Here is a 26,204-nt window from a genome sequence, read left to right on the forward strand (position 1 = left end):
CAACTCCCTAATTGTGCAAACGATCAAATGTTTTCTTCCAGAAAGAAAAGATAGTTGTCGTCCCTCCCCGAAATTCTTATTTAAAAGCCCGCTCTTCTCAAATAAATTTATAAACCAACGTTTTCATTTTCTAATTCAACTGTAATGTCAAAGCTTCGCTGCCCGGCGCATTCGGTTTATTAGCTGAAAGAGGTTGGAATACTGAACTCAGCATCAAAATACAAGGACTTGAAGCTGACAGCATTTCTATATTGAAGACAAATGAAACAGGCTTAATAGCTTGCTTGGTCCATTTTGTCTCGGTTGATTCGATTTATCTGAAAAATTCCGCCTCTAAACGCCGATGAAGGCAGCCGCATTGCGAGACTGCTGATTTTGGCAATCATATTTATTGTTAAACAAACGTTTGATTAGTAATATAGGTAATTGATCATAATATATGAAGCAAATAAATGTTTCCACAAAATTTTTTATGATAATCTAAAATAAAGGAGTTGATCACATGGCAAAAGTAGCTACTCTTATTACAGACTTGTTCGAAGACAGTGAGTTCACAAGTCCTGCAGAAGCATTTCAATCAGCAGGTCATGAAGTGGTCACAATTGAAAAAGAAGCTGGCAAAAAAGTTAAAGGAAAAAAAGGTGAAGCGGAAGTTAAAATTGACTATTCGATTGATGATGTAAAACCGGACGATTTTGATGCACTTCTTTTGCCGGGAGGTTTCTCGCCGGACATTTTGCGTGCGGATGACCGTTTTGTTTCTTTTGTAAAAGCTATGATGGATGCGAAAAAACCGGTATTTGCTATTTGTCATGGACCTCAGCTGCTAATTTCGGCAAAAGCATTGGAAGGTCGGGATGCAACTGGCTATAAATCAATTCGCGTAGATATGGAGTATGCAGGCGCCAACTATCATGACGAAGAAGTTGTCGTGTGCCAAAACCAATTGGTTACAAGCCGCACACCTGCTGACTTAGAAGCATTTAATAGAGAATCATTGAAGCTTTTGGATAAAGTATCAAAGTAAGCGGAAAGAAATTCAAGATTTTTGCTGAGTGATCTTGGCAAAAACAAACTTCATATATGGCAAAAAACCTGCCTGTTTATGTTTGAACAGGCAGGTTTTTATCATGCAGCAAGACTTTATTATAGAACATCTTTCATCAAACGTTTAATCATAGGTGCCATGAAGAATAAAATAAGGCCAAGAATAATTGAAATCATGCCGATAATGCCAAAATAAACAATTTCTGTTTCAACTGTGTAGTATTTTACAAGCTGGGCATTAATGGCTTGAGCGGCTGCACTAGTTAAAAACCATAGGCTCATTGTTTGCGCTGAAAAAGCCGCTGGAGCAAGCTTTGTAGTTGCTGAAAGTCCTACTGGGGACAAGCACAGCTCTCCGATTACAACAAGGAAGAAGCTAAGTACGAGCCATAAAGGGCTAACTAATGACTCAGTACCGTTTACATAAGCAGGAATGATCATAACTAGAAATGATAGACCGCCAAAAATAAGTCCGAATGCAAACTTGCTCGGTGTTGATGGCTGACGCTTTCCAAGCTTCACCCAAAACCATGCAAAAACCGGCGCCAAAAAGATGATAAATAAAGGGTTCAATGATTGAAACCATGATGAGTGCAGTTCAAGTCCTGCATAGGATAATTGGGTGCGCTTATCTGCATAAGTGGCCAAAATAATAGCCCCTTGTTCTTGAATAGCCCAAAAAACTACTGCGGCAATAAAGAGCGGAATGTAAGCAATTACACGCGAACGCTCCACTTCTGTTGTTTTAGGACTCCGGTACATAAATATAAAATAACATGCAGGTATTACAATTCCGAGGATGCTGACAATCATAGTAAAGCTATTTATAGTCAAAAGTCCTGCAGGGATGGTGACAGCTAAAAAGGCGATAATTACTAAAGCGCCGATGCCGAAAATAGTGAATACTTTTTTTCGTTCTTCCGGTTGTAATGGGTTAGGCACCTGTGTTCCGGCGAGACCAAGGTTTTTCTTTTTTGTTAGGACAAATGTCAAAAGCCCGAAAAACATACCAATAGCAGCAAGAGCAAAGCCAAGATGGAAATTATATCCTTGTCCTAAAGTTCCAACAATAATGGGAGCTAAAAATCCACCTAAATTAATACCCATGTAAAAAATACTAAACCCTGAATCGCGGCGGGCATCGTTATCTGCATAAAGATCGCCGACAACACTTGATACATTCGGCTTTAAAAGTCCAGTACCGAGAACAATCAGCGTCATGGAAATGAATAAAGCTTCAATATTTCCAGGGAAGGATAAGACGATATGGCCGAGCATGATTAAAATTCCGCCGTAAAAAACAGTTTTGCTTGTCCCTAACAGGCGGTCTGCAATCCATCCTCCAATCGTTCCCGACATATACACGAGAGAACCGTAGATCGCCATAATCGATGCAGCGGTAGCTTCATCTATTCCCAAACCGCCTTTAGAAACTTCATAATACATATAATAAAGAAGTATTGCTCTCATTCCGTAATAGGAAAAACGTTCCCAAAACTCCGTAAAAAACAGCGTAAATAATCCTTTTGGATGTCCAAAAAAACCTTTTTGCGGAAGGCTTTGGACAATCTGCTCCTTTGTTATCATAAAAAATAAACCTCCATTATTTTTGTATAATTTTTAAGATGTTTTGAATTGTCCGAAAATAAAAAATAACCGTCCTACCGCTCTTTAAATAATATTTTAATATAATTAAAACGTCAACTGTTAAATGTATAAAATTATATATATATAATATTTGAAACAGTTGTAAGTTAGGGAATTTTTAAAAAAAGAGGAGGATACAATATGAAATGGGGGATTGGAAAAAGAAAAAATCGGTTCCCATATAGGTTAAACCGATTTTATCCATGGTCATATTGATTATATTAACGATAAGATTTCTTTCTATTTATTTCCTCTGCTATCAATTGATACGATTTTGTGCGTTCTTCATAGCTTCCAGTTATTGTTATGATCATCAATTCATCTGCTTCATACCAATTTTTTAATTCATATAAACGGTGAACGACAAATGTTGGATCGCCAATGATCATATTCTTTTGAAACTGTTGAAATTCATCTGAATTCAGCAATTGCTGCTTTGCTTCTTCTTTTAATGGAAAATCAAGTGTTTTTCCTTTATGATGCTGAAGATTCCATAAAAAGCTGCTGAAGGCAATTTGCTCCGCTTTTTCGTTAGTTTCAGCGCATATTGCCGAGACTGTGACAATTGTCTTTGGCTGCTGTTTTCTTTTTTTCTGGAACTGATTTTTATATGTTTGAATAATTTGCCGCCCGTCTTCATTGCTCATAAATTGGCCAAATGCATAGGAAATGCCGTTTTCAGCTGCTAAAAAGGCGCTCTTTATGCTTGTGCCAAGGATCCAAGGTTCAGGAGGAATATTTGGCAAAGGAGAGGCTGAGATGCTCGAAAATAATTCATTTTTTGGATAGTCATTATATAAAAAATGAAGCAGCTCTTGAACGGTTTTCGGTATGTTTTTTACATTTTCGAGATAATTGCCGGATAACGCAATGCTTGATTGAGCGTCTCCTCCGGGGGCCCGCCCGATCCCAAGATCAATGCGGTTAGGAAATAATGTTGCCAGCATATTAAACATTTCCGCAACTTTATACGGCTTATAGTGGGGGAGAAGCGTTGCGCCTGACCCGATGCGAATCGATTTTGTTTTTGCCCCTATAACTGGGAGCATAATTTCTGGAGCGGAGCAGGCAAGTCCGGAAAGATTGTGATGCTCCGCAATCCAGTAGCGGGTATAGCCTAGTTTTTCCGCCATTACGGCCAGTTGAATGGATTGCTCCAACGCCTCTTTTGCTGTTGAGTTGTTCAAAATCGGTGCTTGGTCTAAAATGCTAACCTGCATTATTCGCCAACCTTTCTTCGTATATTAAAAATTTTTTAATGCTTCGCGAATCGGGGTGTTTCCTGAGACTAGGTCAAATGAGCGGCGAAAAGTGTTTTTCTCCATTATTGATGCAAAAATAACCGAAGCCACATCTTCTCTTGGAATGGCGGCTCTTTCAAGATTTTCGGCAATTTTTATTTTTCCGGTTCCTTTCTCATCCAACAGCGCCCCCGGCCGGACAATTGTATAGTTTAAACGGCTTTGGACAAGGAAACGGTCGGCATAATGCTTGGCAACATAATAATGTTTAATCTTTTCGTTCCAATTTTGTCTATTATGGGCTTGCAGAGCGCTGACCATTATAAACCGTTGAACGCCTGTCTTTTCTGCTGCTTCAATTGTTTTTACGGCACCGTCTAGATCTACTAAAAGAGTTTTATCTGCACCTGTATGTCCGCCTGAACCTGCGGTAAAGACGATCCCTTCCGCACCTTTGATCGCCTCGGCAATCTGATCGACTGTGCCTTCCAAATCAGCTAAAACCGTCTTGACTCCGATCGAGTCAAAATATTCTTTTTGGTTTTCGTTGCGGATCATTGCTTTCACTGTGTGCTCGTTGCTTTCTTTTAATAACTGAACAAGAATTTTTCCGATTTTTCCATTGGCGCCAACTACAACAATTTCCATAACGGACTCTCCTTTCAAACATCGTTTATTAACATTATTCCAGAAGCTGGCTGTTTTCTCAAATGATCGATACATGGTATGTGGTTGATTTTCCCATCGATGGGGATTAGTATATTAATAATTGACTTTTAAGATGTTCAAGGGGGTAAAGGAGGGGTGAGTATGGAACGCTATACGGTAAAGGCAGAAAAAGAAATTTCTAGTAAAAAAATGCTCTTGATAGTTGGAATCATCTTTGCTGCTTTTAATTTGCGTCCTGCTATTACTTCGGTCGGACCGCTCATCGGTTATATTCGTGAAGATCTCGGAATCTCCAACGGGGTTGCGGGTTTACTAACGACTATCCCGTTAATCGTTTTTGCGGTTCTTTCGCCATTAGCTCCGAAATTTGCAAGCCGATATGGAAATGAAACGGCGATTTTTGCCGGGTTAGTCGTGCTTCTTGCAGGAATGATTATTCGAACATTCGGAGCGATGATCGGTCTGCTTTTAGGAACTGTATTGATTGGAGTAGGCATTGCCATTGGAAATGTGCTTCTTCCGGGTATTGTAAAAGAACGGTTCCCGGATAAAATCGGACTGATGACAAGCGTTTATTCAACAGCTATGGGTATGCTTGCAGGGATCGCTTCCGGTTTAGCAATTCCGTTGTCGGAAGGATTAAAATTTGGATGGAAAAATGCCTTATTATTTTGGGCAATTTTAGCAATTGTGGCGATATGTTTATGGTTTCCATTAATTAGTGGAAAACAGAGATCCGCGAAACCGCCAATTGAACATATTTCAAATGGTTTTTTGCTCCGGTCGCCGCTGGCATGGCAAGTCACATTTTTTATGGGTCTTCAATCGTTCTTATTTTATAGTATGGTTGCATGGCTTCCTGAAATTTTGCAGGCGGACGGATTAAGTGCTTCAACAGCTGGTTGGATGCTGTTTCTTGTGCAAATTGCTGGCTTGCCGGCAACATTTGTCGCTCCGGCACTGTCGGACAAATATGCAGATCAAAGGCGAATTGTAGCGGTTTTAGGAGCTATTTATTTAGCAGGTCTCGTTGGATTATTGTATGGCGGGCCTCTTTTACTGATTGTCTTTTGGATTATTTTAATCGGTATTGGACAAGGGGCAAGCATTGGGCTCGTATTAGCGCTATTTGGTTTAAGAACAAGAAGCTCCGAGCAAGCTTCCGCTTTATCGGGAATGGCGCAATCAATTGGTTATTTGCTTGCTGCTTTTGGGCCCATTTTAATTGGCGTTTTGTATGACAAAACTCATTCGTGGGTGGTGCCCATTTTATTGTTTATTGCTGTCTGTGTTTTGATGATCATTGCTGGATTGAATGCCGGACGAAATAAGTATGTGTAAAAAGAAACTAAATAAAAAGCCGGGGCAGTTCAAAGTCGTTTTTTCGGCTTATTGACTGCCCCTTTTAATGTTTTAGAAACGTTGATATATCGGTGTTTGTGATTGTTTGTTTTCAATGGGGATTTGACTTTTTGGACAACCCCAAGCTTTTTATTGTATTTGGAAGGTTCCATTTGATAAATGAATGTTCACATCGGCGATGGATGCAATGTTTAAGAAGGGGCTGTCAAGAAAGTCAGTGAAAAACGATTTTCTTGACAGCCCCATTCCAGCTTGTTGATAGTGATTAATAATATTGATTATTCTTCCTCATAATTAACACCTATTGTAACCTCTTTATTTTCAATTGAAAAGTTTACATTCCATCTAGGATGTATTTTAACTTTATTTTCTTCATCAAGTTCTAGGACCCCGTGTATTTCATCATTATTTTTAGAAATGAAAATAACTTGCTTTGTTTCTTCATTTACATAAACATTAATTGATTCATGATAATTAAGTGTAAAACCGTTAAAAGTCATTTTCTTCATAAACTAAATCTACTCCTATTCTTTATTTGGATAACACTTTCCCATTTTTATCTAAAGAAGCTATTCTTTTTTCATCTTTCTTTAATTTCCATACACGTCCACCACGTCCTGCTGTATCTTTTTCTACTGACCACTTCCCATTTTTAAAAGTACCAGAATTTTTAGTTAGAGGTGTATTCCCGTGTTTATCTTTAAAAGAACCTAATTTCACTTTTCCGTTTGAATCTAACAATGATTGTGGTATTCCATAATTAGAAGCAATTACTCTTTTAGGATCATTAAAATAGTTAGAAATAGTTTTATAGAGCCAACTTCCAGCCTTAATAGTAACCCCACCAACTACTATTGCACCAGTCGCTAGTAATGCAACTTGACCAACACCAGGAACAAAATAAATAGCGGGAGCCAATGCAAAGAAAGGTTGAATAGAAGAACCACCATTACCATCACTTATAACAACAATCTCAGGTGATTTTAAATACTCCTCAAATTCCTCTGGACTATAAAATTTTCCATCTATCAAAACACCATCTTCCAAACTTCAAAATTAGGAATATCTTGGTTATAAATGATCTCCTCATCTTTAAATTGAGAAGCTTTTAGAGTAGATATACCTGCAGTTCCTACAGATGAAAAAATTAAAGCAAAACTAAAATACATTTCATGCGGTTCATATCAAACATCGCCTTTCAATTTTTGGTTCTTAAAATGTTTAAACAGGTAGAGAAATCACATATCCGATAAAAAACAGCATTGTTAAAAATATTTTTGATTTTCCAACCTTTTTAGCTGTTCTATAAAATCCCCCCTTTAAACTTCCAATTTTATGTAGGTTTTTAGCGATTGGGATACATTTCCATTAATGTTATTATAGTATTATGTTGTTTTCAACCCCTCTATATAACATGAGTCAGTCAAGACTTTGTGGGAACTTTTTTGATTCGCTGAAAAAAGAAGTAAGTCATAGGTTAGCGAACCATTTTTTTGAATTTCATCCGTAAGCGCTTTTGGACTCTCATCTCTAGCCATGACGGGCGAATATGTATACCTTTTTTTACCATCCCTTGAATTCAGACAGGGCATGATAGATCGGAGTCCCGGACGATTGCTGTAAATATGGCTTGTTTCCGCGTTACCTCTGGAAGAAGACGGCGGATGCGTTGTTTCGCCTTGTTCACGATCGTCTGTTTGGTAGATGCCGTTTCCTCCGCCGGATGCGACGATTCTTCTCCTAAACGATGTCCGAAAAGACGAATCCCATCCATCCGGGCAATCATTGCCTTGAAAAACGCCCTGAGTCCCTTGTCTGTCCAACTGCGGCAGTATTTCACCCGATATGCCAGCTGGCTCATCACGCTTTCAGCCCTCCCCATCGGATACATGCCCGTTGTGTCCACTCCTTGCTCCTTCAGCCATTCCCGGTAATCACGGATGCATCCCGGCATCGATTCGATCCGGTGGATCAAGGCAGCCAGCTGTTGTTCTTTCGCTTCGTCCCCCAGCGTGCCGAGGGCGCTGTTCAGTTCCACAAGCAGCTTCTCTTCATCCTGCTTCGCCAGCTTTTGCCGAATCGCCTGCCACCGTGGATGGCCCGAGAGGCATTGGCGCAACTCACGCGCCACGTGGAATCGATCCAATTGGAAGCAGACCCGTCCTTTGAAATACTCCCGGCACGCAGTAATCCATGGAGCGCCGTCCCCGTTGATGACAAGAAGATCCCGACACGGATCATAGGCATATTCGTTCATCAAAAATTCCTCGAAGCCTTCCCACACCTCCCCCTTGCCCTCATGGACGTAATGGCGCTGATTCACGAATTCGATCCGTGAGCCGTTGCGCTTCCATCCTTCGTGAACGGTCAGGATTTTGTCTTCCTTGGCCGTTTTCCCTTCCCTTGGCGAGAGACAAACAGTCCATCGGCCTCCACAAACAGCACCCGTCCATATCGCTGGTCAACCGGGCAGTGCAGCGGAACTTCAGCCTCGAGCACCAACTGGCGGATCGTCTCATGGCTCATCACCGGATACCCGACCATCTGGGCAAGCGTATGAGCCGCTTTGCGATAGGAAGAGCACTCCACAGCCAATCCCACCGCCGTTTCTTCTAGACAAGGGCTGATTGACTGCGATCCATCAAACGCTAAAAAGGAATCAAGCAAAAACGTGTAACGGTTTTGTTCTCGGTCTAAATAGTAGTTTCGCTCAAAGGTAACTTCGCCAAACAAGGTTTGAATCGTGGTGCGTCGTTTGTCTTTCAAGTGGTACCGGCGCTTGTCCCGGGTTTCCGCCAATTGTCGGTCGATGTCCTCCAACAGAGCCGTAAACAGCTCGGTGAAGGCGTTTTGCAAGGCTCGAAACAAATCAAGTTCGATCTCTTTGAATGTCAACGAATTTGTGGTAAGATGTTGTTGAATATTCATGGGACTCTCTCCTCCTGTTTGATGGTGTGAACAATGATCATCTTACCAGGGAGAGAGTCCTTTTTTCATGTTTCCTGCTTGGGATCCTACCGCGCTTTGCTTGGTGGCCCCGATGAGGGGGATTGCGAACCTACGTTCCCAACCCCCTCATCGGGGAATTCTAAGAATTTCTCCCACAAACATTTTACTCACACGGTTTTGTTTGTTTTATTGATTTTTTTGGTGATGGGGGATTAGTATATAAATATTGGTTGTTAAGGCAGGCTAAAGGAAATAAGGGGGGATTTTGATGGAGCACAATGCGTTGGAAAGTGCAAAAGCAATACATGCCCGGAATACGTTTTTCATTATCGGCATCATCCTTGTTGCGTTTAATTTGCGTCCGGCCATTACATCGGTGGGGCCGCTCGTCGGTTCTATTCGGGATGATCTAGGAATTACCAATGGGGCGGCAGGCCTTTTGACGACAATTCCGCTCATTGCATTTGCTGTTCTTTCGCCTCTTGCTCCGAAGATGGGAAATCGATACGGCAATGAAGCAGCTGTCTTTGGCGGGCTAGTTGTACTTTTTGCTGGGATGATTGTCAGATCCTTTGGTTCTACCGTTGGATTATTTTTAGGGACTGTTATGATCGGGATTGGTATTGCTGTTAGCAATGTCCTCCTGCCGGGGATTGTAAAAAAGAAATTCCCAGAAAGAGTTGGTTTGATGACAAGTGTTTATTCAACGGCGATGGGGATGCTGGCAGGCACTGCTTCAGGATTGAGCATTCCACTGTCGGAAGGTTTGGGGCTAGGATGGAGGAACGCTTTGCTTTTTTGGGCAGTATTGGCTATTTTGGGTTTATTTTTATGGCTTCCTCAAATACATTGGAAAGAAGGCCGTGCGCCTCGGCAAACTGGAAACGCAGCAGGTGGATTTTTGCTGCGCTCGCCTCTCGCTTGGCAGGTCACTTTTTTTATGGGGTTTCAATCATTTTTGTTTTATAGTTCCATTGCGTGGATTCCGGAAATTTTACAGGCGGATGGGCTGAATGCTGCAACTGCCGGCTGGATGTTATTTCTTATGCAGATTGCCGGTTTGCCTGCCACCTTTATGGCTCCGGCGCTTGCTGACAAGTTTGCAGATCAAAGATGGATTGTAGCCGTTTTAGGAGTGGTTTATATAGTTGGTTTGATTGGTCTGTTAAATGGAGGCGGTATTTTTTGGATCATCTTATGGATGACTTTCATTGGCATTGGCCAAGGAGCGAGCGTCGGGCTGGCTTTGGCTTTTTTCGGTCTTAGAACGAGAAGCGCCGAACATGCATCTGCATTGTCGGGGATGGCTCAGTCAATCGGTTATTTGCTGGCTGCTTTCGGCCCTATTTTGTTTGGCTTTTTGTATGATCAGACCCATTCTTGGACGATGACCATCATTTCATTTATTGCCGCTTGTGTTTTGATGACGGCGTTCGGTTTAGGAGCCGGGCGAAATAAATATGTTGAAATGGAAGCAGATGAACGGGAATGAAAGCGGATGTTGATTGCCGCTTTTTTTTGTTGAAAAAATGTTTTTTACAAAAGATTCAAAGCAATTTTACAATTTTCCAATCTTTATTAACATTTCGTTAAAAGTTTCCGCTTAAAATGAAATGTATGGAATCCATGTAATTCCCTGTAAAAAAAGGTGGATTCGGCATGTTTCGCAGAAAGGAGATTCCGAAATGAAAAAAGTGGATTTACTCAATGTTTCAAAATCATACGACGGCCATCACTACGTCATTCACGAGATCTCTGTGTCAATCGAAACCGGAGAATTTTTTGTTCTTGTAGGGCCTTCCGGTTGTGGGAAAAGCACGATGTTAAGGATGATTGCAGGATTAGAAAATATATCCGAAGGTGAAATTTGGATAGAGGGGAGAAAGGCCAATCATTTGCTTCCTCATGAACGTGACATTTCAATGGTGTTTCAAAACTATGCGCTGTTTCCCCATTTAACTGTCGAAAAAAACATTCGCTTCGGCTTGCATACAAAGAAAATCAGCAAGCAAGAACAAAAAAGAAGATGCCAAGAAGCGGCTGAAATGCTTGGTTTGACGGAATTATTAGACCGCAAACCTCGCGAACTTTCCGGGGGACAGAGGCAGCGTGTTGCTTTAGCGAGAGCGATTGTCACGCAATCTTCAATTTGTTTAATGGATGAACCTTTGTCAAACCTTGATGCGAAGCTAAGAGCAAAAATGCGTTCGGAAATACGGCAAATCCAGCGGCAATTAGGCATTACGATGATTTATGTTACACACGACCAAATCGAAGCCATGACCATGGCCGACCGCATGATGGTTTTAAATAAGGGGGAAATCCAGCAAATCGGAAGGCCGCTTGATATTTATAATCGGCCTGCCAACACATTTGTCGCCTCCTTTATCGGTTCTCCCCCGATGAATCTTGCGAAGGTGAAGTTTGAAGGGAATGTGCTGATTTTTGAAGATGGGCGAGCCTTTGCCATTTCTGAAAAAGTGAGCAAAACTGTAAAAGAAAAAGATTTGCTGATCGGTATTCGGCCTGAAGCGATCCGATTGGCTCGAAACGGAGAAAATGCCCTAGTGGTCACAACAGTCAATAGTGAAATATTAGGTACTGAAACTTTTATTTCCTTTCAAATGGCAAATGTTCAGTGGGTGGCTCGTTGGAATGGGCAATGGAACATACCAATTGGCAAGAAAATACCAATTGTTGTCAATGAACAAGACATTTTTCTTTTTAGTGCAAAAAATGGCCAACGATTATATTCATCTCCACAAGAAAAAAGTTCATTTTCTTTGGAGGAGGAGATACTGCTATGAAAGCTGAGACAGAGCTGCCGGTAAAGGTTGAAGAAAAAGAAAAAGGGCGGCGGACATTGCCGATGTTTGTCCAAGGAGCACTTTATTTGTCGCCCTCGCTCGTGCTGTTTTCCATTTTTTTGTTTTATCCGATGGCTAGAACAATCTATTTGAGCTTGTTTTTGACCGATGGACAAGGAGAGCCGATCCGTTTTGTCGGGTTCGAAAATTTCACTTATTTATTCCAGTCGCCAAGCTTTCAAAATAGTATAAAAGCTACCGTCTTATTTGTTCTTTATACGGTGCCTGCGGGCATTTTGCTCGCTCTGTTTTTAGCAATTATTGCAAACGAAAAGTTAAAGGGGATCGGTTTTTTCCGAACAATTTTCTCTTCGACAATGGGGATGAGTGTCGCAGCGTCTTCTGTCATCTGGATGTTTATGTATAACCCGGCGATCGGCCTATTCAATCAAATTGTTCAAGTTTTTGGGCTTTCTGAAACGCAATGGCTGCTGGATCCGAAATATGCGCTGTTGGCCGTTTCGGCAGCAACGATTTGGATGAATACCGGTTTTGCTTTTCTTGTGCTGCTGGGAGGCCTGCAAAACATCGATCAACAATTATACGAGTATGCCAAAATTGCTGGTGTCGGCTATTTTTATCAATTAAGGAAGATTACTCTTCCGCTGTTGTCGCCCACTTTGTTTTTCATCATTACGGTTTCGCTGATCAATGCGTTCCAAACCTTTGGGCAGATCGATATGTTAACAAAAGGCGGACCGATTGAAACAACCAATGTGATTGTTTATTCCATTTACAAAGATGCTTTTATAAATCATAATATCGGCTCTGCAAGTGCTCAGGCGGTGCTGTTGTTCTTTGCCATTTTGCTAGTCACATTGCTGCAATTTAAGATTGGCGAGAAGAAGGTGCATTACCAATGAGAACGGCCAAAACCATCATTTTATACATCCTTTTGATCATGTCAGCGGCGGTTATGGTTTTTCCGATCTTTTATGCATTTATGATCAGCTTTATGGAAGGAAGAGAAGTTTTAGGAGGACGCATTATACCGCAATCTTTTACATTTGATAATTACATGTCCGCTTTTGAACGAGTGCCGCTTCTGCGTTATTTGTGGAACAGCTTTATCGTTTCGCTGGCGATCATGGTGGGCCAATTAGTTGTGTCAAGTTTAGCTGCGTTTGCTTTTGCTTTTTTGACGTTTCGTGGAAGAGATTTTCTGTTTTTCCTTTTTATCTCCACGATGATGATTCCATGGGAAGCAACGATGGTTCCGAATTTTATGACCGTGCAAAAATTGGGGTGGCTTAATACATATACAGGTTTGACCGTTCCATTTTTTGCTCTCGCATTTGGGACATTTTTGCTTCGGCAGCATTTCAAAACGATTCCAATCGAATTGTATGAAGCGTCACTGGTGGCCGGCATTTCCCGTTTTCGTTTTTTTTGGAGCGTCGTTCTTCCGGTTTCCAAAACTAGTTTAGTAACCTTAGGGATTTACAGCTTTTTAACGGCTTGGAATATGTATTTGTGGCCGCTTCTTGTGACAAACAATGATTCGGTCCGAACGGTGCAAATTGGTCTGAAGCAAATGCAGTCGCAAGAAATTTCTACTGAATGGGGGGTGGTTATGGCAGCTGTGGTCATCGTTATTTTGCCGACGTTAATTCTGCTGTTTGCTGGACAAAAAAGGTTGCAAAGCGGGTTGACACAGGGCGCAATTAAATAAGGGAGGTTGTCCAATTATGAAAAAACCAATGATGCTGCTTTTCTTTTGCCTACTGCTTTTTTTAAGTGCATGTTCAAGTTCCAACCAACCATCCAGTTCTGAAGCAAATGGGGAAAAGCAAAATCAGTCCGATGGAGAAAAAACGGAAGTAATTTTTTGGCATGCGATGGGTGGTGAATTAGAGCCTGTTCTCAATGAAATCGTGGACGAATTTAATAAAAAGCAGGAGAATATTGAAGTAAAGCCGATTTTTCAAGGTTCATATGAAGAAGCGCTGACAAAGTTTAATACTGTCGCAGGTACGAAAGATGCCCCTGCCATAATGCAAATTTTTGAAGTGGGGACGAAGTATATGATCGATAGCGGAAAAATACAACCGGTGCAAAAATTCATTGATGAGGAGAATTATGATACTTCCCAATGGGAAAAAAACATTTCAAACTATTATTCGGTTGGCGGAGTGCAATATTCGATGCCGTTTAATTCTTCAACCCCCGTATTGATTTACAATAAAGATGTCTTTAAAGAAGCCGGTTTGGATCCAGAAAAGCCGCCAATGACATACAGCGAGTTGAAAGACGCAGCCAAAAAATTGACGAAAGGCCAAGAACGCTACGGCTTTTCCATTTTAAATTACGGCTGGTTTTTTGAGGAGCTTTTAGCAGTTCAAGGCGGGCATTTCGTTGACCAAGAAAACGGACGCGAGGGCAATGCACAGAAAGCGGTTTTTAATAGTGAAGAAGGTTTAAGAGTTTTTGAATTGATAGCCGACATGTACAAAGAAGGTACATATTATAATGTTGGAACAAACTGGGATGATATCCGCGCCGCCTTTCAGTCAGGCAAAATCGCCATGTATTTGGATTCCTCCGCCGGCGTGAAAGCAATTGTAGACAACGCCCCATTTGATGTTGGCGTTTCATATTTGCCGGTGCCGGATAATGTTGAAAGACAAGGCGTCATTATTGGCGGGGCATCTATTTGGATGTCTGCGGGCATTGAGGAAGAAACACAAAAAGCGGCATGGGAATTTATGAAATATTTAACAACACCGGAAGTACAAGCAAAATGGCATGTAGAATCTGGTTATTTTGCAATCAATCCAAAAGCGTATGAAGAAGATATTGTGAAACAAGAATGGGAAAAATATCCGCAATTAAAAGTGACGGTTGACCAGCTTCATGATACAAAGCCAACGGCCGCTACTCAAGGTGCGCTTATTTCCGTATTTCCTGAAGCGCGGCAAAAGATTGTAACCGCAATGGAAAACATTTATCAAGGCATGGATCCGAAACAGGCTCTTGACCGGGCCGCCCAAGAAGTGGATCGTGCGTTGGAAGTTGCAAACAAAAAACAGGAAAATTAACATGCAGCGCGAAATGTTTTATAGATTTGTAGTTTTAAGGAGAGATGAAAATGGGTGAAACGATGCATATTTATGCTCATCGCGGGTTTAGCGGCAAATATCCTGAAAACACGATGGCTGCTTTCCGTGCAGCAGCCGAATTAAAAGTGGAGGGCATCGAATTGGACGTGCAGATGACAAAAGATGGTGAAGTTGTAGTGATTCATGATGAGCGAGTGGACAGAACGACAAACGGGACAGGTTTTGTGAAAGATTATACGTATCAAGAACTAAGCCGATTTGATGCAGGAAGCTGGTTTCACCCGGATTTTTCAAACGAAATGGTTCCGAGATTGGGAGAAGTTTTGCGGTTTATTTCGTCAATCGGCGATCCGATAACGGTAAACATCGAACTGAAAAACAGTCTGTTTCGCTATTTGAATTTAGAGGAAAATGTATTGCATGAGGTTTATCGCTATTCTTTGCAGGATCGCATTATTATTTCATCATTTTGCTACGAAAGTTTGGAAAAGGTTCGAAGTTTAGACGAGAACATTTCTTTAGCTTTTCTAATACAAGGCATCAAAAGAAATGCCGTTGAGAAAGCGAAAGCCATTCATGCGGACATCCATTGCCAAAAATCTTTTGCCTTAAGTAAATATGGAAAAGAAGCTGTCAATGAAGGATGCCGTTTAAGGGTTTACACTGTCAATCATGTAAAAGACTATATCCCCTTGAAGGAGGCCAATGTGTCTGCCATTATCACAGATGTTCCGGATGCATTTATAAGCCTTGTAAATGAAGGGGCTGTCTGAAAAAAGACCATTTTCGTATCATATGTTTCCAAATAAAAGGCCCAAGAATGTAGATATAACAACATTCTTGGGTTTTGTGTGCGCCCGGCATGGGTGTAATCTATAGGGTGAAAGTCCCGAGCTGCGAAGGCAGAAGTAGCAGTTAGCTTAACGCAAGGGTGTCCGTGGCGACGCGGAATCTGAAGGAAGCGAGCGGCAAACTTCCGGTTTGAGGAACACGAACTTCATATGAGGCTAGGTATCACTGGGTGAGTTTGCACAACAAAACAAAGCCCTTTCTGCCGAAGGTGATACAGAGTAAATGAAGCAGATGGATGGAAGGAAAGATTACACTCTTACCCGGGGAGGTCTGGCTGGCACGCCAAGTAACCTTGGTAACCTATCTAGTGATAGATAGCTGAACAGTCAGAAGTCAGCAGAAGTCATAGTACTCTTTCAAGCTCGAGATGGAAGAGGAAGGACTGAACAATTAAGGAGAACGAATCGCTAGGCGTTCACCTTCTGTGTGGAAGCAGACAATCCGATAGGACTTACTTGAAGGAGGAAGTGGTGAATCCCACGGGGGACTTCAAGAGGGTGGAGCAGAAGATGGCACAAATAGAAGAATTCGTTCACGTGGAGAGGATATCAATGTTGATGGAAATGATTTTGTCACGGGAAAATCTCCTGGCGGCACTGAAACGAGTCGAACAGAATAAAGGAGGTCACGGAGTAGATGGCATGTCCGTAAAAGACCTACGAAGACACCTCTACGAAAATTGGGACTCCATTCGACAGTCGTTGAGAGAAGGAACCTACAAGCCCTTACCCGTCCGTCGGGTCGAAATCCCGAAACCGAACGGTGGAGTAAGGCTTCTAGGGATCCCTACCGTGACGGATCGTTTCATCCAACAAGCGATTGCCCAAGTTTTGACGAAAATCTTTGATCCGACCTTCTCGAACCATAGCTATGGTTTCCGCCCAGGCAGAATGGTATTATGTCAATAATATGGACACAAAAAATTAAGATTTTCACTTTGAACTCTACCGCGCTTTCGCTTGGTGGCCTCTAGATAAGATTGAGAGTTTCACTCGCAATCTTAACTAGAGGTTGTAATATCTTGATTCCTACTGTAATAGAGTTTTTCATACGCAATAGGAGACATATAATTATTAGAAGAATGAATCCGTTGATCATTATAAAAACTCACAATATATTCAAATATGCTTTGTTCCGCTTGCTTACGAGTTTGATAGTCTTGAAGAAAAACAAGTTCTTTCTTGATTACGCTATGAAACGATTCCATGCAAGCGTTATCGTAACAATTTCCTTTTCTGCTCATACTTGTCTTGATATGATGTTCACGTAATAACTTTTGATAATCTTTAGATGCATACTGGCTACCGCGATCTGAATGATGGACCAACCCTTCCTTAGGTGGTTGAGTTCTTATTGCTCGTTCTAATGCTGTTATTACTAACTCTTTGTTCATTCTTTTACTCATATACCAACCAATAATCCGCCTTGAAAACAAGTCCATTATCGTAGCTAAATACAGCCATCCTTCACGAGTCCAAATATACGTAATATCCCCAACCCACACTTTACCTGGTTTGTCTACTTCAAACTGTTGATTTAATAAGTTCGGATAAACTGGCAAGTTATGCTTCGAATTGGTTGTTGCTTTATACTTTTTCATAGTTTTTGAGCGAATATTGTTCTCACACATAATACGGCTGACCGTCTTTTGTGAGACCTTCGTTCCTTGTTCGTTAAGTACCTTTGTAATTTTAGGACTACCATATAGGCCTCTTGATTCTAAATGTGCACGTTTAATCTTAGCTGTTAGCTTTTCTTTTCGTTTCTTTTGTTGACTCTTTTCACGCTTTTTCCAAGCATAATATCCACTTTTTGCAACACCTAATACTTGGCACATCTTCGCTACACGAAACTCGTGTTGGTGTTTTTCAATGAAGTCATATATTACTTCTGGTTTTTGGCGAAGATGCCCATAGCCTTTTTTAAGATTGCGTTCTCTTCCTCCAAATCCTTTATACGCTTATTTAATTCACGCATAGCTGCATCCTCAGGTTTTAAGTTGCCACTCCCAACAAAACTATTTACTGGATCCTTTTTATAATCACTCACCCATCTATGTAAGGTTTTTGGTGAAATATCTAGTTGTCTAGCCGTTGCTGTAATTTGTTTTCCACCTTCTAAAACTAATTTTACTGCTCCTTCTTTAAATTCTTTATCAAATCGCTTTGCCATTATGGCCACACTCCCTTGAATTATTATATTAACTATAAACTTCTCAATTCTGTGTGTCCATAATTTAGACTAACACCAGAAGGGGACATGATGCGGTTAGGGAAGCAAAGGGTTATATCAAAGAAGGATATCGTTGGGTAGTCGATATAGACCTAGAGAAATTCTTTGACAAGGTGAATCACGACAAACTGATGGGGATCTTGGCGAAAACGATCAAAGATCGAATTCTACTGAAGGTAATTCGCCGGTATCTTCAATCAGGCGTGATGATCAATGGAGTGGTAATGGAAACGGACATGGGAACGCCTCAAGGCGGCCCGCTTAGTCCACTTTTATCAAACATCATGCTTCATGAATTGGATAAAGAGCTTGAGAAACGTGGACATAAGTTTGTTCGGTATGCGGATGACTGTAACATCTATGTGAAAACAAAGAAAGCAGGAATTCGTGTCATGAACTCCATTACGAACTTTATAGAGAAGGAGTTAAAGCTCAAGGTAAATAAAGAGAAATCGGCGGTAGACCGTCCTTGGAAACGGAAGTTTCTCGGTTTCAGCTTCACACTCAATAAGACTCCAAAGGTACGGATTGCGAACGAAAGTGTGAAACGTTTGAAGAACAAGATCCGTGAAATTACATCAAGGTCGAAACCGTATCCAATGGAGAAAAGGATTGAGAAACTGAATAAGTATTTAATGGGATGGTGCGGATATTTTGCCTTGGCAGAAACACCAAGTAAGTTCAAAGAATTTGATGAATGGATTAGACGAAGGCTTCGGATGTGTTTGTGGAAAGAATGGAAAACCCCGAAAACAAGAATTCGGAAACTCAGAGGATTAGAAGTTCCAAGCCATAAAGCATTCGAATGGGGCAATACACGCAAGAAATATTGGCGGATTGCCTGCAGTCCCATTCTACACAAAACCCTCGACAACTCCTATTGGAAGCGTCGAGGGTTAAGAAGTCTATTCGAAAGATATCAAGCACTACGTCATACTTAATTGAACCGCCGTATACCGAACGGTACGTACGGTGGTGTGAGAGGTCGGGGGTTAGTCACCCCCTCCTACTCGATTTTTTATGATTAGGCTGAAACCCCATTTTTCAGGTTCAGCTTTTAGTTGAAAATGCCGCATATGCAATGGTTGCAATGGCCGGATCGTACGTCGCCAAGACTTTGAAAGGACAAGTACACATATATGATGGGAAAAATGATAATTTTAAAGGCTTTTGCCTTTTGGACGATATGCTCAACAGCGCCTTTAAAAAATTCATTTATCCTCTCCCTCCGTTGCTGTTTTTCATGAGTAAGCTTATCTAAAACAGATGAACAAATTATGACAAACTGTTATGGAAAAATTAATTTATCGGAACAGAGGCTGCGGCGGTTGATTCTGATTACCGGCTCGTTTATTTTGAAAATAGAGATTGTTTTTGCGGGAGGATAACGAATGAAAATATTGGTGATTGAAGATAATGAAAGCGTCTGTTCGATGCTCGAAATGTTTTTTATGAAAGAAGGCATCGAGGGGGAGTTTATTCATGACGGATTGGAGGGCTACAAAAAATTTAAAAGCGGCAAATGGGATTTGCTCATCATTGATTGGATGCTGCCAGGGATGGATGGTGTATCCCTTTGCAGGAAAATACGAGAGGAAGAGTATGGTGTTCCGATTATTATGTTGACGGCCAAAGACAGTGAATCCGATCAAGTGATCGGACTTGAAATGGGAGCCGATGATTATGTCACGAAACCGTTTAGCCCGATTGCACTAATGGCGAGAATAAAGGCAGTGGCGAGAAGATATAACAAGCAAGAACCTCGTCAAAAAAACATTGTGACAACCAAACACTTTAAAGTGGACAAAGATGCAAGAGAAGCGTATTTTAAAGGACAATCGATTAATAACCTAACTCCAAAAGAGTTTGACCTCCTTTATCATTTTCTCACACATCCGCGCCAAGTATTTACGAGAGAGCAGTTGCTGGAAAGTATATGGGGGTATCAATTTTACGGGGATGAAAGAACGGTTGATGTCCACATGAAAAGGCTGAGAAAGAAGCTCGGGCCTGAAGCGCAAAACTTCCTTCACACGGTTTGGGGGGTGGGATATAAATTCGACGAATCGGTGAAGCACGATGAAACTTAAATATATGTATCAGCTGCTTATTAGCCATATAGGAGTTTTAGTCATTGCATTCTTGATTTTGAGCTTTTCCTTTGCAAAATATGTTGAAAACTATGTTTATCAAAATAAAGTAGAAGAATTGATTGCCTACGGCCAAAACATTTTACATGATTATAGCCGCGATAATTGGGGTGGAAACCGGATTTTGGATCAATACCGGCAGGTGCTGAGGACACGAAATATTATGTTCAGTGTGTTTAATCAACAAGGCGAAATTTTTTATCCGGAAGCTGGCTTTTTCCCGCGGTTCACAATGTCAGAAAAAGAATGGGAGAGTTTGGAGGATGGCAAAATTGTCGTGGTCAAGCAAGATTTAAAACGGTTTGATCAGGCGGTATCCTTCGTTTCTTTGCCATTCATCGTGAACGGGGAGCTGATGGGAGGAGTTCTCCTAGTTTCGCCGATAAGCGGTTCAAGAGAGACCATCAGCGACATTAATCAGTTTTTATTTTATACAATTTTAATTTCGTTGACGGTTTCATTTTTGCTAAGCGGTCTTTTATCGAAGCTGCATGTTCGGAGAATTCAGAGGATTCGTGAAGCAACGTCAATGGTGTCATCTGGAAACTATGACGTCCAGGTGAATGCCTCCAAAATCGATGAAATTGGTGAGCTGGCAAGCGACTTTAATGAAATGGTAAAAAAGCTTAAAGCTTCTCAGGAGGAAATAAGCAGGCTTGAAAAAAGAAGGAGACAGTTTATTGCAGATGTTTCTCATGAGTTGAAAACTCCTCTTACAACGATCAGCGGTGTCATTGAAGGATTAAAAAGCGATATGATTCCTGAAGAAGAAAAAGAAAGAGGCATTCAATTAGTAAGCCAAGAGGCAAAAAGGCTGATTCGGCTAGTTAATGAAAATTTGGACTATGAAAAAATTCGGTCGAATCAAGTAAAGCTAAATATAGAACCTATACAGTTAATTGATGTGTTTGAAATTGTGAAGGAACAGCTTCTTTCACAAGCTGAGGAGAAAAATAACATTATGATCATTGAAGCGGATGAAAATGAAATCATTTATGCTGATTATGATCGCCTCATTCAAATTTTGATCAATATTGTTAAAAATAGCATTCAGTTTACACAAAACGGAAAAATATTTTTGCGGGGGAAACCTGGATATAAGGAAACAATCATTGAAATCGAAGATACCGGGATCGGAATGGACGAAAAAGAAATTGAAAACATTTGGCAGAGATTTTACAAAGCAGATCTGTCAAGAACAAACAATAAATACGGGGAATTCGGGTTAGGACTCTCAATTGTGAAGCAGTTAGTGCTCCTGCATCAAGGAGAAATCAACGTGACAAGTAAAAAAGGCAAAGGAACGAAATTTGAGATTAAACTGCCTGTCAAAAGCTAAAGAATCTTGTAGAAGGGATTGGATAATACATGGAGCTTGAATTTCATCGTTCGCCCAATAAATATATCGGGGGAGTATCGATCAAAGTGGAGGATCTTAAGAGATCTATTGCGTTTTACCACAATTTATTGGGGTTTAAAATATTAGAGCAAAAGGAAAATAAAGTCGTTTTTTCTGCTGATGGAAAGAAGCCGCTATTGATTGTCGAACAACCGGATAATGTCATAAGAAAACAAGTCCGGACGACAGGGTTATATCATTTTGCCATTTTATTGCCGGAAAGGAAAGATTTAGCTAATGCCCTTTATCATCTCATTCAAATGAACTATCCGCTGCAGGGTGCTTCCGATCATTTGGTCAGTGAAGCGGTCTATTTGGCAGACCCGGATGGAAACGGCATTGAAATTTATGCTGATCGAAAGTCGGCGAATTGGGAATGGAATCAAAATCAAGTTGTGATGGACACGATTCCGTTAGATATAAACGATTTATTTTCTGAAAGAGATCCAGAGGGCTGGCAAGGGATGCCTGAAGCAACCATTATTGGTCATGTTCATTTGCATGTTGCCTATTTAGATGAAGCAGAACAATTTTATTGTAAAGGCCTCGGTTTTCAAATGACATCAAAATATGGATCTCATGCATTATTTATTTCTAGCGGCAAATACCATCACCATATTGCGTTAAATACTTGGAACGGTATAGGGGCTCCAAAGCCTCCTGAGAATAGTGTCGGGCTTAAATGGTTCACAATCATTTTGCCGAATAAGGAAGAAAAAGATCAGGTGATCAAGAGATTAAAAGAAATAAATGCACGTATAACTGAAAAAGATGGAAAAATATACACGATCGATCCTTCCGGAAATCAAATTGAAATAACGACAGCTCATTAAAAATCGATCATGAACATGGACGCATTGGCGTCTTTTTTTTTGTGCAAATTTTTCTTGCATTAAGAATAAAAAAACGAAAAATGCAAATATTAACAAGAAATAAAAATGCTGGAGTTAAGCAAAAATGAAATTCAAAAAGATGCTTTTATTTGCTGTTGTTTTGTTGTTGTTATCCGGCTGCTGGAACCGAAGAGAATTAAACACGATTGCCATTCAAGTGGGTTTAGGGATCGATAAAGAAGGAGACCAGTATGTGGTGACCTCGCAAATAGTAAACCCTAGTCAAATTGCCATGCTGATGAGTAAAGGGGATAAAACTCCTGTTATGACTTATCAAGAGAAAGGTCACACCATCATTGAAGCTATACGGCGAATGACCACTGCTGTTCCAAGGAGAATTTACTCGTCTCATTTGCGGATTTTAGTAATCGGTGAGGAATTAGCAAAAGAGGGAATTGGGGAGGTGCTTGATCTTTTGTCACGCGATCATGAAATGAGAACAGATTTTTATATAACTGTTGCAAAGGATGCCAAGGCAGGGGATATTTTAAAAATTTTAACAGCGTTAGAAGATATCCCGGCGAACCAGCTTTTTAATTCTCTTGAATTATCAGATAAGCAATGGGCGCCGACAATATCTGTAACTCTTGATCAATTGTTATCGGATTTAAGCAGCGAAGGGATCGAAGTGAAACTGACAGGAATATCAGTAGAAGGCAATCAGCAAGTCGGTGAAACGAAAGCCAATTATGAACAAATTGACCCTGAAGCAAAATTAAAATTTAAAGGAATCGCTTTGTTTCACCAAGACCGATTAATAGGCTGGCTGGATGAACAACAGAGCAGAGGACTTCATTATATTATCGGCAAAGTGCATCGGACGATCGAAGAAATTTCATGCAAGAATGACGGAAAGATAAGCATTGACATTTTTTCTGCAAAAAGCCAGCTAAAAACAAAAATGCATAAAGGCAATCCCGTTGGTGAAGTTCATATAGAGGCTCAAGGAAATGTAGCGGATGTACAATGCAAGCATCTCACAATAACAAATACAAAAACGATAAGAAAGATAGAAAAAAAGACGGAAGAAGAAATAAAACAAGAAGTTGAAAAAGTTCTTTCGAATGTTCAGCAAGATTACCGAGTCGATGCTTTCGGTTTTGGAAAAGCGTTGTATCGGGACGATTATAAAAATTGGAAAAAAATAAAAAAACATTGGAAGGAAACGTTCACTGAACTTCCAATAAAAACTACTGTTGATGTCAAAATACGAAGAACAGGCACGATCAACAATCCTCCGCTTCACAAGCTGGAGGATTGAGAGCAGGGAAATGGAAGGAATTTTATATGGAAAAAGCAAAAATCGATGGGTTACAGATGTTTTCATTTATGTTTTTGTTTCAATTTGGAAGTCTGATTGTCACAGGGCTAGGATTGGAAGTAAAGCAAAATAATTGGATCGCCGTGTTAGTTGTTTCCGGAATTAACATTCTCCTTATTTTATTGATTTACGGGCCAATTTATAATCGTTTTCCAAACCTCACCTTGACAGGAATATTTTTGGAAAACACAGGGAAAATTGTTGGTACAGTGCTTTCAATCATATATAATTTTTATTTTATCTTAATCGCCGGCTTTATATTGCGGGATACTGGGGATAACATGATTAAATATCTTTTGCCTGAAACGCCTATTGAAGTGGTTTTATTGATTGGAGTTTTACTTATTTCTTATTCATGCTTTTTAGGAATTGAAGTGTTCGCAAGAGTTGCCCAGCTGCTTTTCTTTATCATGATCACTCTAGGGATAATGGGAAATTTTTTAGTGTTTGCCTCCGGAATTGTTGATCCGATACATCTTTTGCCAATTTTAGAAGATGGCTTATTTCCTTTAATCAAAGCGGTGTTTCCGTCTATCATTTCTTATAGCGAAATGGTTGTCTTTTTCATGATACTTCCATACTTAAACAAACCTCAGAACGGTGTGCGAATTGGAACGTTATCGGTTTTATTCAGCGGTTTGGCCGTCTCATGGACTTTTGCATTAACTATTGCAGTGCTTGGGGTGTACGGAACGGAATTAGCCGATCTTCCTTTGCTTGATACAGCCCAAAAAATCAATGTCGGCGACTTTTTTCAGAGAATGGATCCGATTGTCATTTTAACTTTATTTATCGGCCTTTTCATAAAATTAAATATTTTTTTTTATGCAGGAGTTGTAGGAATGGCGGAGCTGTTTAAAAAACAAAAGCACCAGCCTTTTATACTGCCTGCAGCGATTATGATTTTTGTCATTGCAATTGTAAGTGCGGAAAATGAGATCGAGAAAAAAGAACTTTTAAAGGAAAAGCTTCCATTGTTCATTGAGCTGCCGATTTTAATTATTATTCCTTGTATATTGTTGGTGATCATAGCCATTCGCGGCAAACGGCAAAAAAGAAAGCATCTACAACCTTATTCAAAAGGATCGATGAAGGATGAATGAATTTTTGGTAATAGGCGCATTATTATTAAGTCCCTTGCTGACATATGTGATCGTGTTATTAACTATTCGCCCTCTTATTAAAAGAGCTACTTCATCGTTTACAAAAATTCTCATGGGTGATCCCTATATGGAAAATGTATGGGAAATGGTCAGTGCCTTTACGCGGATAAGTCCAAGGATTGTCGTTGAGAACAGCTTGAGGGCTGCAGAAGGGAAAATTATTGACCGCCCGTTTGGTAGCCCGCGAAAATTTCTTAATTTTGACGGACTCGTCTTTTCACCCGCTCAGCTCGCTGTTTTTCCAGCAAAAGAGGACGCAAAAGTGGAAATGAAAACGGTTATTGGTCCCTTGGCCAAAAAACCTCTCACAATTGATATGCCTGTTTTGCTTGGCGGGATGGCATACGGTCTTGGCGTAAGCGAACAAGTTCGAATTGCCCAAGCCTGGGGAACGGCCGTTGTCGGAACAGCCTGTAACATTGGTGAAGGGGGATTTTTGCAAGAGGAACGTGAACGGGCAAAGCATTTGATCGTTCAATACCACACTGCGAATTGGGGGAAAAATGCAGATGTATTAAAACAGGCAGATGCTGTGGAAATCCATATTGGACAAGGAGCTTCAGCTGCTGTCCCGGCAAGAATTTCACCTGAATTTTTGCAAGGAAAAGCCCGTGATATATTAGGTTTAAAACCGGATGAGACCGCAGTTATTCCAAGAAGATTCAATGAATGGAACAGTCCGAACGATTTAAGAAAGGTTGTAAAAGAATTAAAACAACTCACTGGAGGAGTCCCGATCGGAATCAAAATTTGTGCAAGCAACAGGCTTGAAGAAGATATTGAATACGGACTTTTGGCAGGTGTGGATTTTATTTCGATTGATGGCGGTCAGGCAGGTACAAAAGGATCGGCGCCGATCATACAAGATGATTTCGGATTGCCGACGATTTATGCATTGACTAGGGCTGTCCACTATATAACAAAAAGAGAAATGAAAGGAAAAGTGAGCTTATTGATTGGCGGCGGAATCAATACACCCGGGGATGCATTGAAGGCTTTGGCGCTTGGAGCAGACGCTGTTTATATAGGAACTGCTGCTTTATGGGCAATGACGCATACACAGGTCGTAAAAACAATACCATTTGAGCCACCGACGGTATTGGCCTTTTATAGCGGAAGAATGGCGGATCAATTTAATAAAGAGGAGGCAGCATATTATTTATCTAATTTTTTAACGTCATTTTCGGAAGAAATACAGGTCGCTGTCAAAGGTTTAGGGAAAACAAATGTTCATGATGTGAACAAAAGTGATCTTGTCGCACTTGATGAAACAACAAGTAAAATTACAAAAGTCCCTTTAGCATTTGATCCAAATGAGACCGCTCATATGACTGGAAGCAAAAATTGATTTCG

General features: G+C 40.6%; 20 protein-coding genes and 3 pseudogenes. 16 read left to right on the forward strand and 7 right to left on the reverse strand.

The annotated features are described in order from the left end of the window. The first annotated feature begins 502 nt into the window (after positions 1–502). Entirely contained in the window at positions 503–1,027 is a 525-nt protein-coding gene (locus NSQ41_RS01685) for a type 1 glutamine amidotransferase domain-containing protein (RefSeq protein WP_066247109.1), read from the forward strand. A 119-nt stretch (positions 1,028–1,146) separates the two neighbouring features. On the opposite strand, the gene NSQ41_RS01690 is transcribed toward NSQ41_RS01685, so the two are convergent. The 3 genes from NSQ41_RS01690 to NSQ41_RS01700 form a co-directional block, all read right to left on the reverse strand. After that, on the reverse strand, positions 1,147–2,634 hold the full coding sequence (locus NSQ41_RS01690; RefSeq protein ID WP_327847759.1) for a peptide MFS transporter: 1,488 nt from the start codon (positions 2,632–2,634) through the stop codon (positions 1,147–1,149). Between the two features lie 281 nt (positions 2,635–2,915). Continuing rightward, positions 2,916–3,914 (reverse strand): LLM class flavin-dependent oxidoreductase, encoded by a 999-nt coding sequence (locus NSQ41_RS01695; protein ID WP_339210867.1) that lies wholly within the window; start codon positions 3,912–3,914, stop codon positions 2,916–2,918. 24 nt (positions 3,915–3,938) lie between these two features. Next, positions 3,939–4,583 (reverse strand): SDR family oxidoreductase, encoded by a 645-nt coding sequence (locus NSQ41_RS01700; RefSeq protein ID WP_339198439.1) that lies wholly within the window; start codon positions 4,581–4,583, stop codon positions 3,939–3,941. 162 nt (positions 4,584–4,745) lie between these two features. Here NSQ41_RS01700 and NSQ41_RS01705 point away from each other — a divergent pair, with 162 nt between their 5' ends. Further along, positions 4,746–5,945: an MFS transporter gene (locus NSQ41_RS01705; protein ID WP_339210869.1), complete on the forward strand. Its 1,200-nt coding sequence runs from the start codon at positions 4,746–4,748 to the stop codon at positions 5,943–5,945. Between the two features lie 299 nt (positions 5,946–6,244). On the opposite strand, the gene NSQ41_RS01710 is transcribed toward NSQ41_RS01705, so the two are convergent. From NSQ41_RS01710 to NSQ41_RS01720, 3 genes and pseudogenes are all read right to left on the reverse strand, one after another. Beyond that, positions 6,245–6,475, reverse strand: coding sequence for a hypothetical protein (locus tag NSQ41_RS01710; protein WP_339210870.1), 231 nt, complete (start codon positions 6,473–6,475; stop codon positions 6,245–6,247). A gap of 22 nt (positions 6,476–6,497) precedes the next feature. Further along, positions 6,498–6,998, reverse strand: a complete 501-nt coding sequence (locus NSQ41_RS01715; protein ID WP_339210872.1) for a hypothetical protein — start codon at positions 6,996–6,998, stop codon at positions 6,498–6,500. A 531-nt stretch (positions 6,999–7,529) separates the two neighbouring features. Beyond that, positions 7,530–8,894 (reverse strand): annotated as a pseudogene (locus NSQ41_RS01720) (ISLre2 family transposase). 289 nt (positions 8,895–9,183) lie between these two features. Here NSQ41_RS01720 and NSQ41_RS01725 point away from each other — a divergent pair. The 7 genes and pseudogenes from NSQ41_RS01725 to NSQ41_RS01755 form a co-directional block, all read left to right on the forward strand. Further along, the gene (locus tag NSQ41_RS01725; RefSeq protein WP_339210873.1) at positions 9,184–10,407 is read left to right on the forward strand and encodes an MFS transporter; all 1,224 of its coding nucleotides are present in this window, start codon (positions 9,184–9,186) and stop codon (positions 10,405–10,407) included. Between the two features lie 193 nt (positions 10,408–10,600). Next, positions 10,601–11,722, forward strand: coding sequence for a sn-glycerol-3-phosphate ABC transporter ATP-binding protein UgpC (gene ugpC, locus NSQ41_RS01730; protein WP_094244978.1), 1,122 nt, complete (start codon positions 10,601–10,603; stop codon positions 11,720–11,722). A 62-nt stretch (positions 11,723–11,784) separates the two neighbouring features. Continuing rightward, on the forward strand, positions 11,785–12,645 hold the full coding sequence (locus NSQ41_RS01735; protein WP_339199941.1) for a sugar ABC transporter permease: 861 nt from the start codon (positions 11,785–11,787) through the stop codon (positions 12,643–12,645). Beyond that, positions 12,642–13,454, forward strand: a complete 813-nt coding sequence (locus tag NSQ41_RS01740) for a carbohydrate ABC transporter permease (RefSeq protein WP_094244980.1) — start codon at positions 12,642–12,644, stop codon at positions 13,452–13,454. Before NSQ41_RS01735 ends, NSQ41_RS01740 begins: the two co-directional genes overlap by 4 nt. A gap of 16 nt (positions 13,455–13,470) precedes the next feature. Next, complete coding sequence (locus tag NSQ41_RS01745) at positions 13,471–14,820, forward strand: ABC transporter substrate-binding protein (protein ID WP_339210874.1); 1,350 nt, start codon at positions 13,471–13,473, stop codon at positions 14,818–14,820. Between the two features lie 50 nt (positions 14,821–14,870). Next, the gene (locus tag NSQ41_RS01750; RefSeq protein WP_198318557.1) at positions 14,871–15,614 is read left to right on the forward strand and encodes a glycerophosphodiester phosphodiesterase; all 744 of its coding nucleotides are present in this window, start codon (positions 14,871–14,873) and stop codon (positions 15,612–15,614) included. A gap of 630 nt (positions 15,615–16,244) precedes the next feature. Then, positions 16,245–16,577: pseudogene (locus NSQ41_RS01755) on the forward strand (group II intron reverse transcriptase/maturase); the annotation flags it as partial. Between the two features lie 116 nt (positions 16,578–16,693). On the opposite strand, the gene NSQ41_RS01760 reads toward NSQ41_RS01755, so the two are convergent. Further along, positions 16,694–17,865, reverse strand: a protein-coding gene (locus tag NSQ41_RS01760; protein WP_339210876.1) for an IS3 family transposase whose coding sequence is annotated in 2 segments (ribosomal slippage) — positions 16,694–17,607 and positions 17,607–17,865 — 1,173 coding nt in all. Because the reading frame shifts where the segments join, the coding sequence is not laid out codon by codon here. 77 nt (positions 17,866–17,942) lie between these two features. Between NSQ41_RS01760 and NSQ41_RS01765 the strand changes: the two are divergent. The 7 genes and pseudogenes from NSQ41_RS01765 to NSQ41_RS01795 form a co-directional block, all read left to right on the forward strand. After that, positions 17,943–18,866, forward strand: a pseudogene (locus NSQ41_RS01765) (reverse transcriptase domain-containing protein); the annotation flags it as partial. A gap of 450 nt (positions 18,867–19,316) precedes the next feature. Beyond that, a complete protein-coding gene (locus tag NSQ41_RS01770; protein ID WP_339210878.1) occupies positions 19,317–20,015 on the forward strand; it encodes a response regulator transcription factor in 699 nt (232 codons plus the stop codon). After that, complete coding sequence (locus NSQ41_RS01775; protein WP_063388213.1) at positions 20,005–21,414, forward strand: HAMP domain-containing sensor histidine kinase; 1,410 nt, start codon at positions 20,005–20,007, stop codon at positions 21,412–21,414. The genes NSQ41_RS01770 and NSQ41_RS01775 overlap by 11 nt, the downstream gene beginning before the upstream one ends. Positions 21,415–21,443: 29 nt before the next feature. Continuing rightward, positions 21,444–22,307 (forward strand): VOC family protein, encoded by an 864-nt coding sequence (locus NSQ41_RS01780; protein WP_339210880.1) that lies wholly within the window; start codon positions 21,444–21,446, stop codon positions 22,305–22,307. 124 nt (positions 22,308–22,431) lie between these two features. Then, a complete protein-coding gene (locus tag NSQ41_RS01785; protein WP_339210882.1) occupies positions 22,432–23,628 on the forward strand; it encodes a Ger(x)C family spore germination protein in 1,197 nt (398 codons plus the stop codon). A 26-nt stretch (positions 23,629–23,654) separates the two neighbouring features. Next, positions 23,655–24,791: a GerAB/ArcD/ProY family transporter gene (locus NSQ41_RS01790; protein ID WP_339210884.1), complete on the forward strand. Its 1,137-nt coding sequence runs from the start codon at positions 23,655–23,657 to the stop codon at positions 24,789–24,791. Further along, a complete protein-coding gene (locus tag NSQ41_RS01795; protein ID WP_339210886.1) occupies positions 24,784–26,199 on the forward strand; it encodes an FMN-binding glutamate synthase family protein in 1,416 nt (471 codons plus the stop codon). The genes NSQ41_RS01790 and NSQ41_RS01795 overlap by 8 nt, the downstream gene beginning before the upstream one ends. Positions 26,200–26,204: the final 5 nt, after the last annotated feature.

The sequence above is a fragment of the Aeribacillus sp. FSL K6-8210 genome (assembly GCF_037963925.1).
GTDB classification, from domain to species: Bacteria; Bacillota; Bacilli; order Bacillales; family Aeribacillaceae; genus Aeribacillus; species Aeribacillus composti.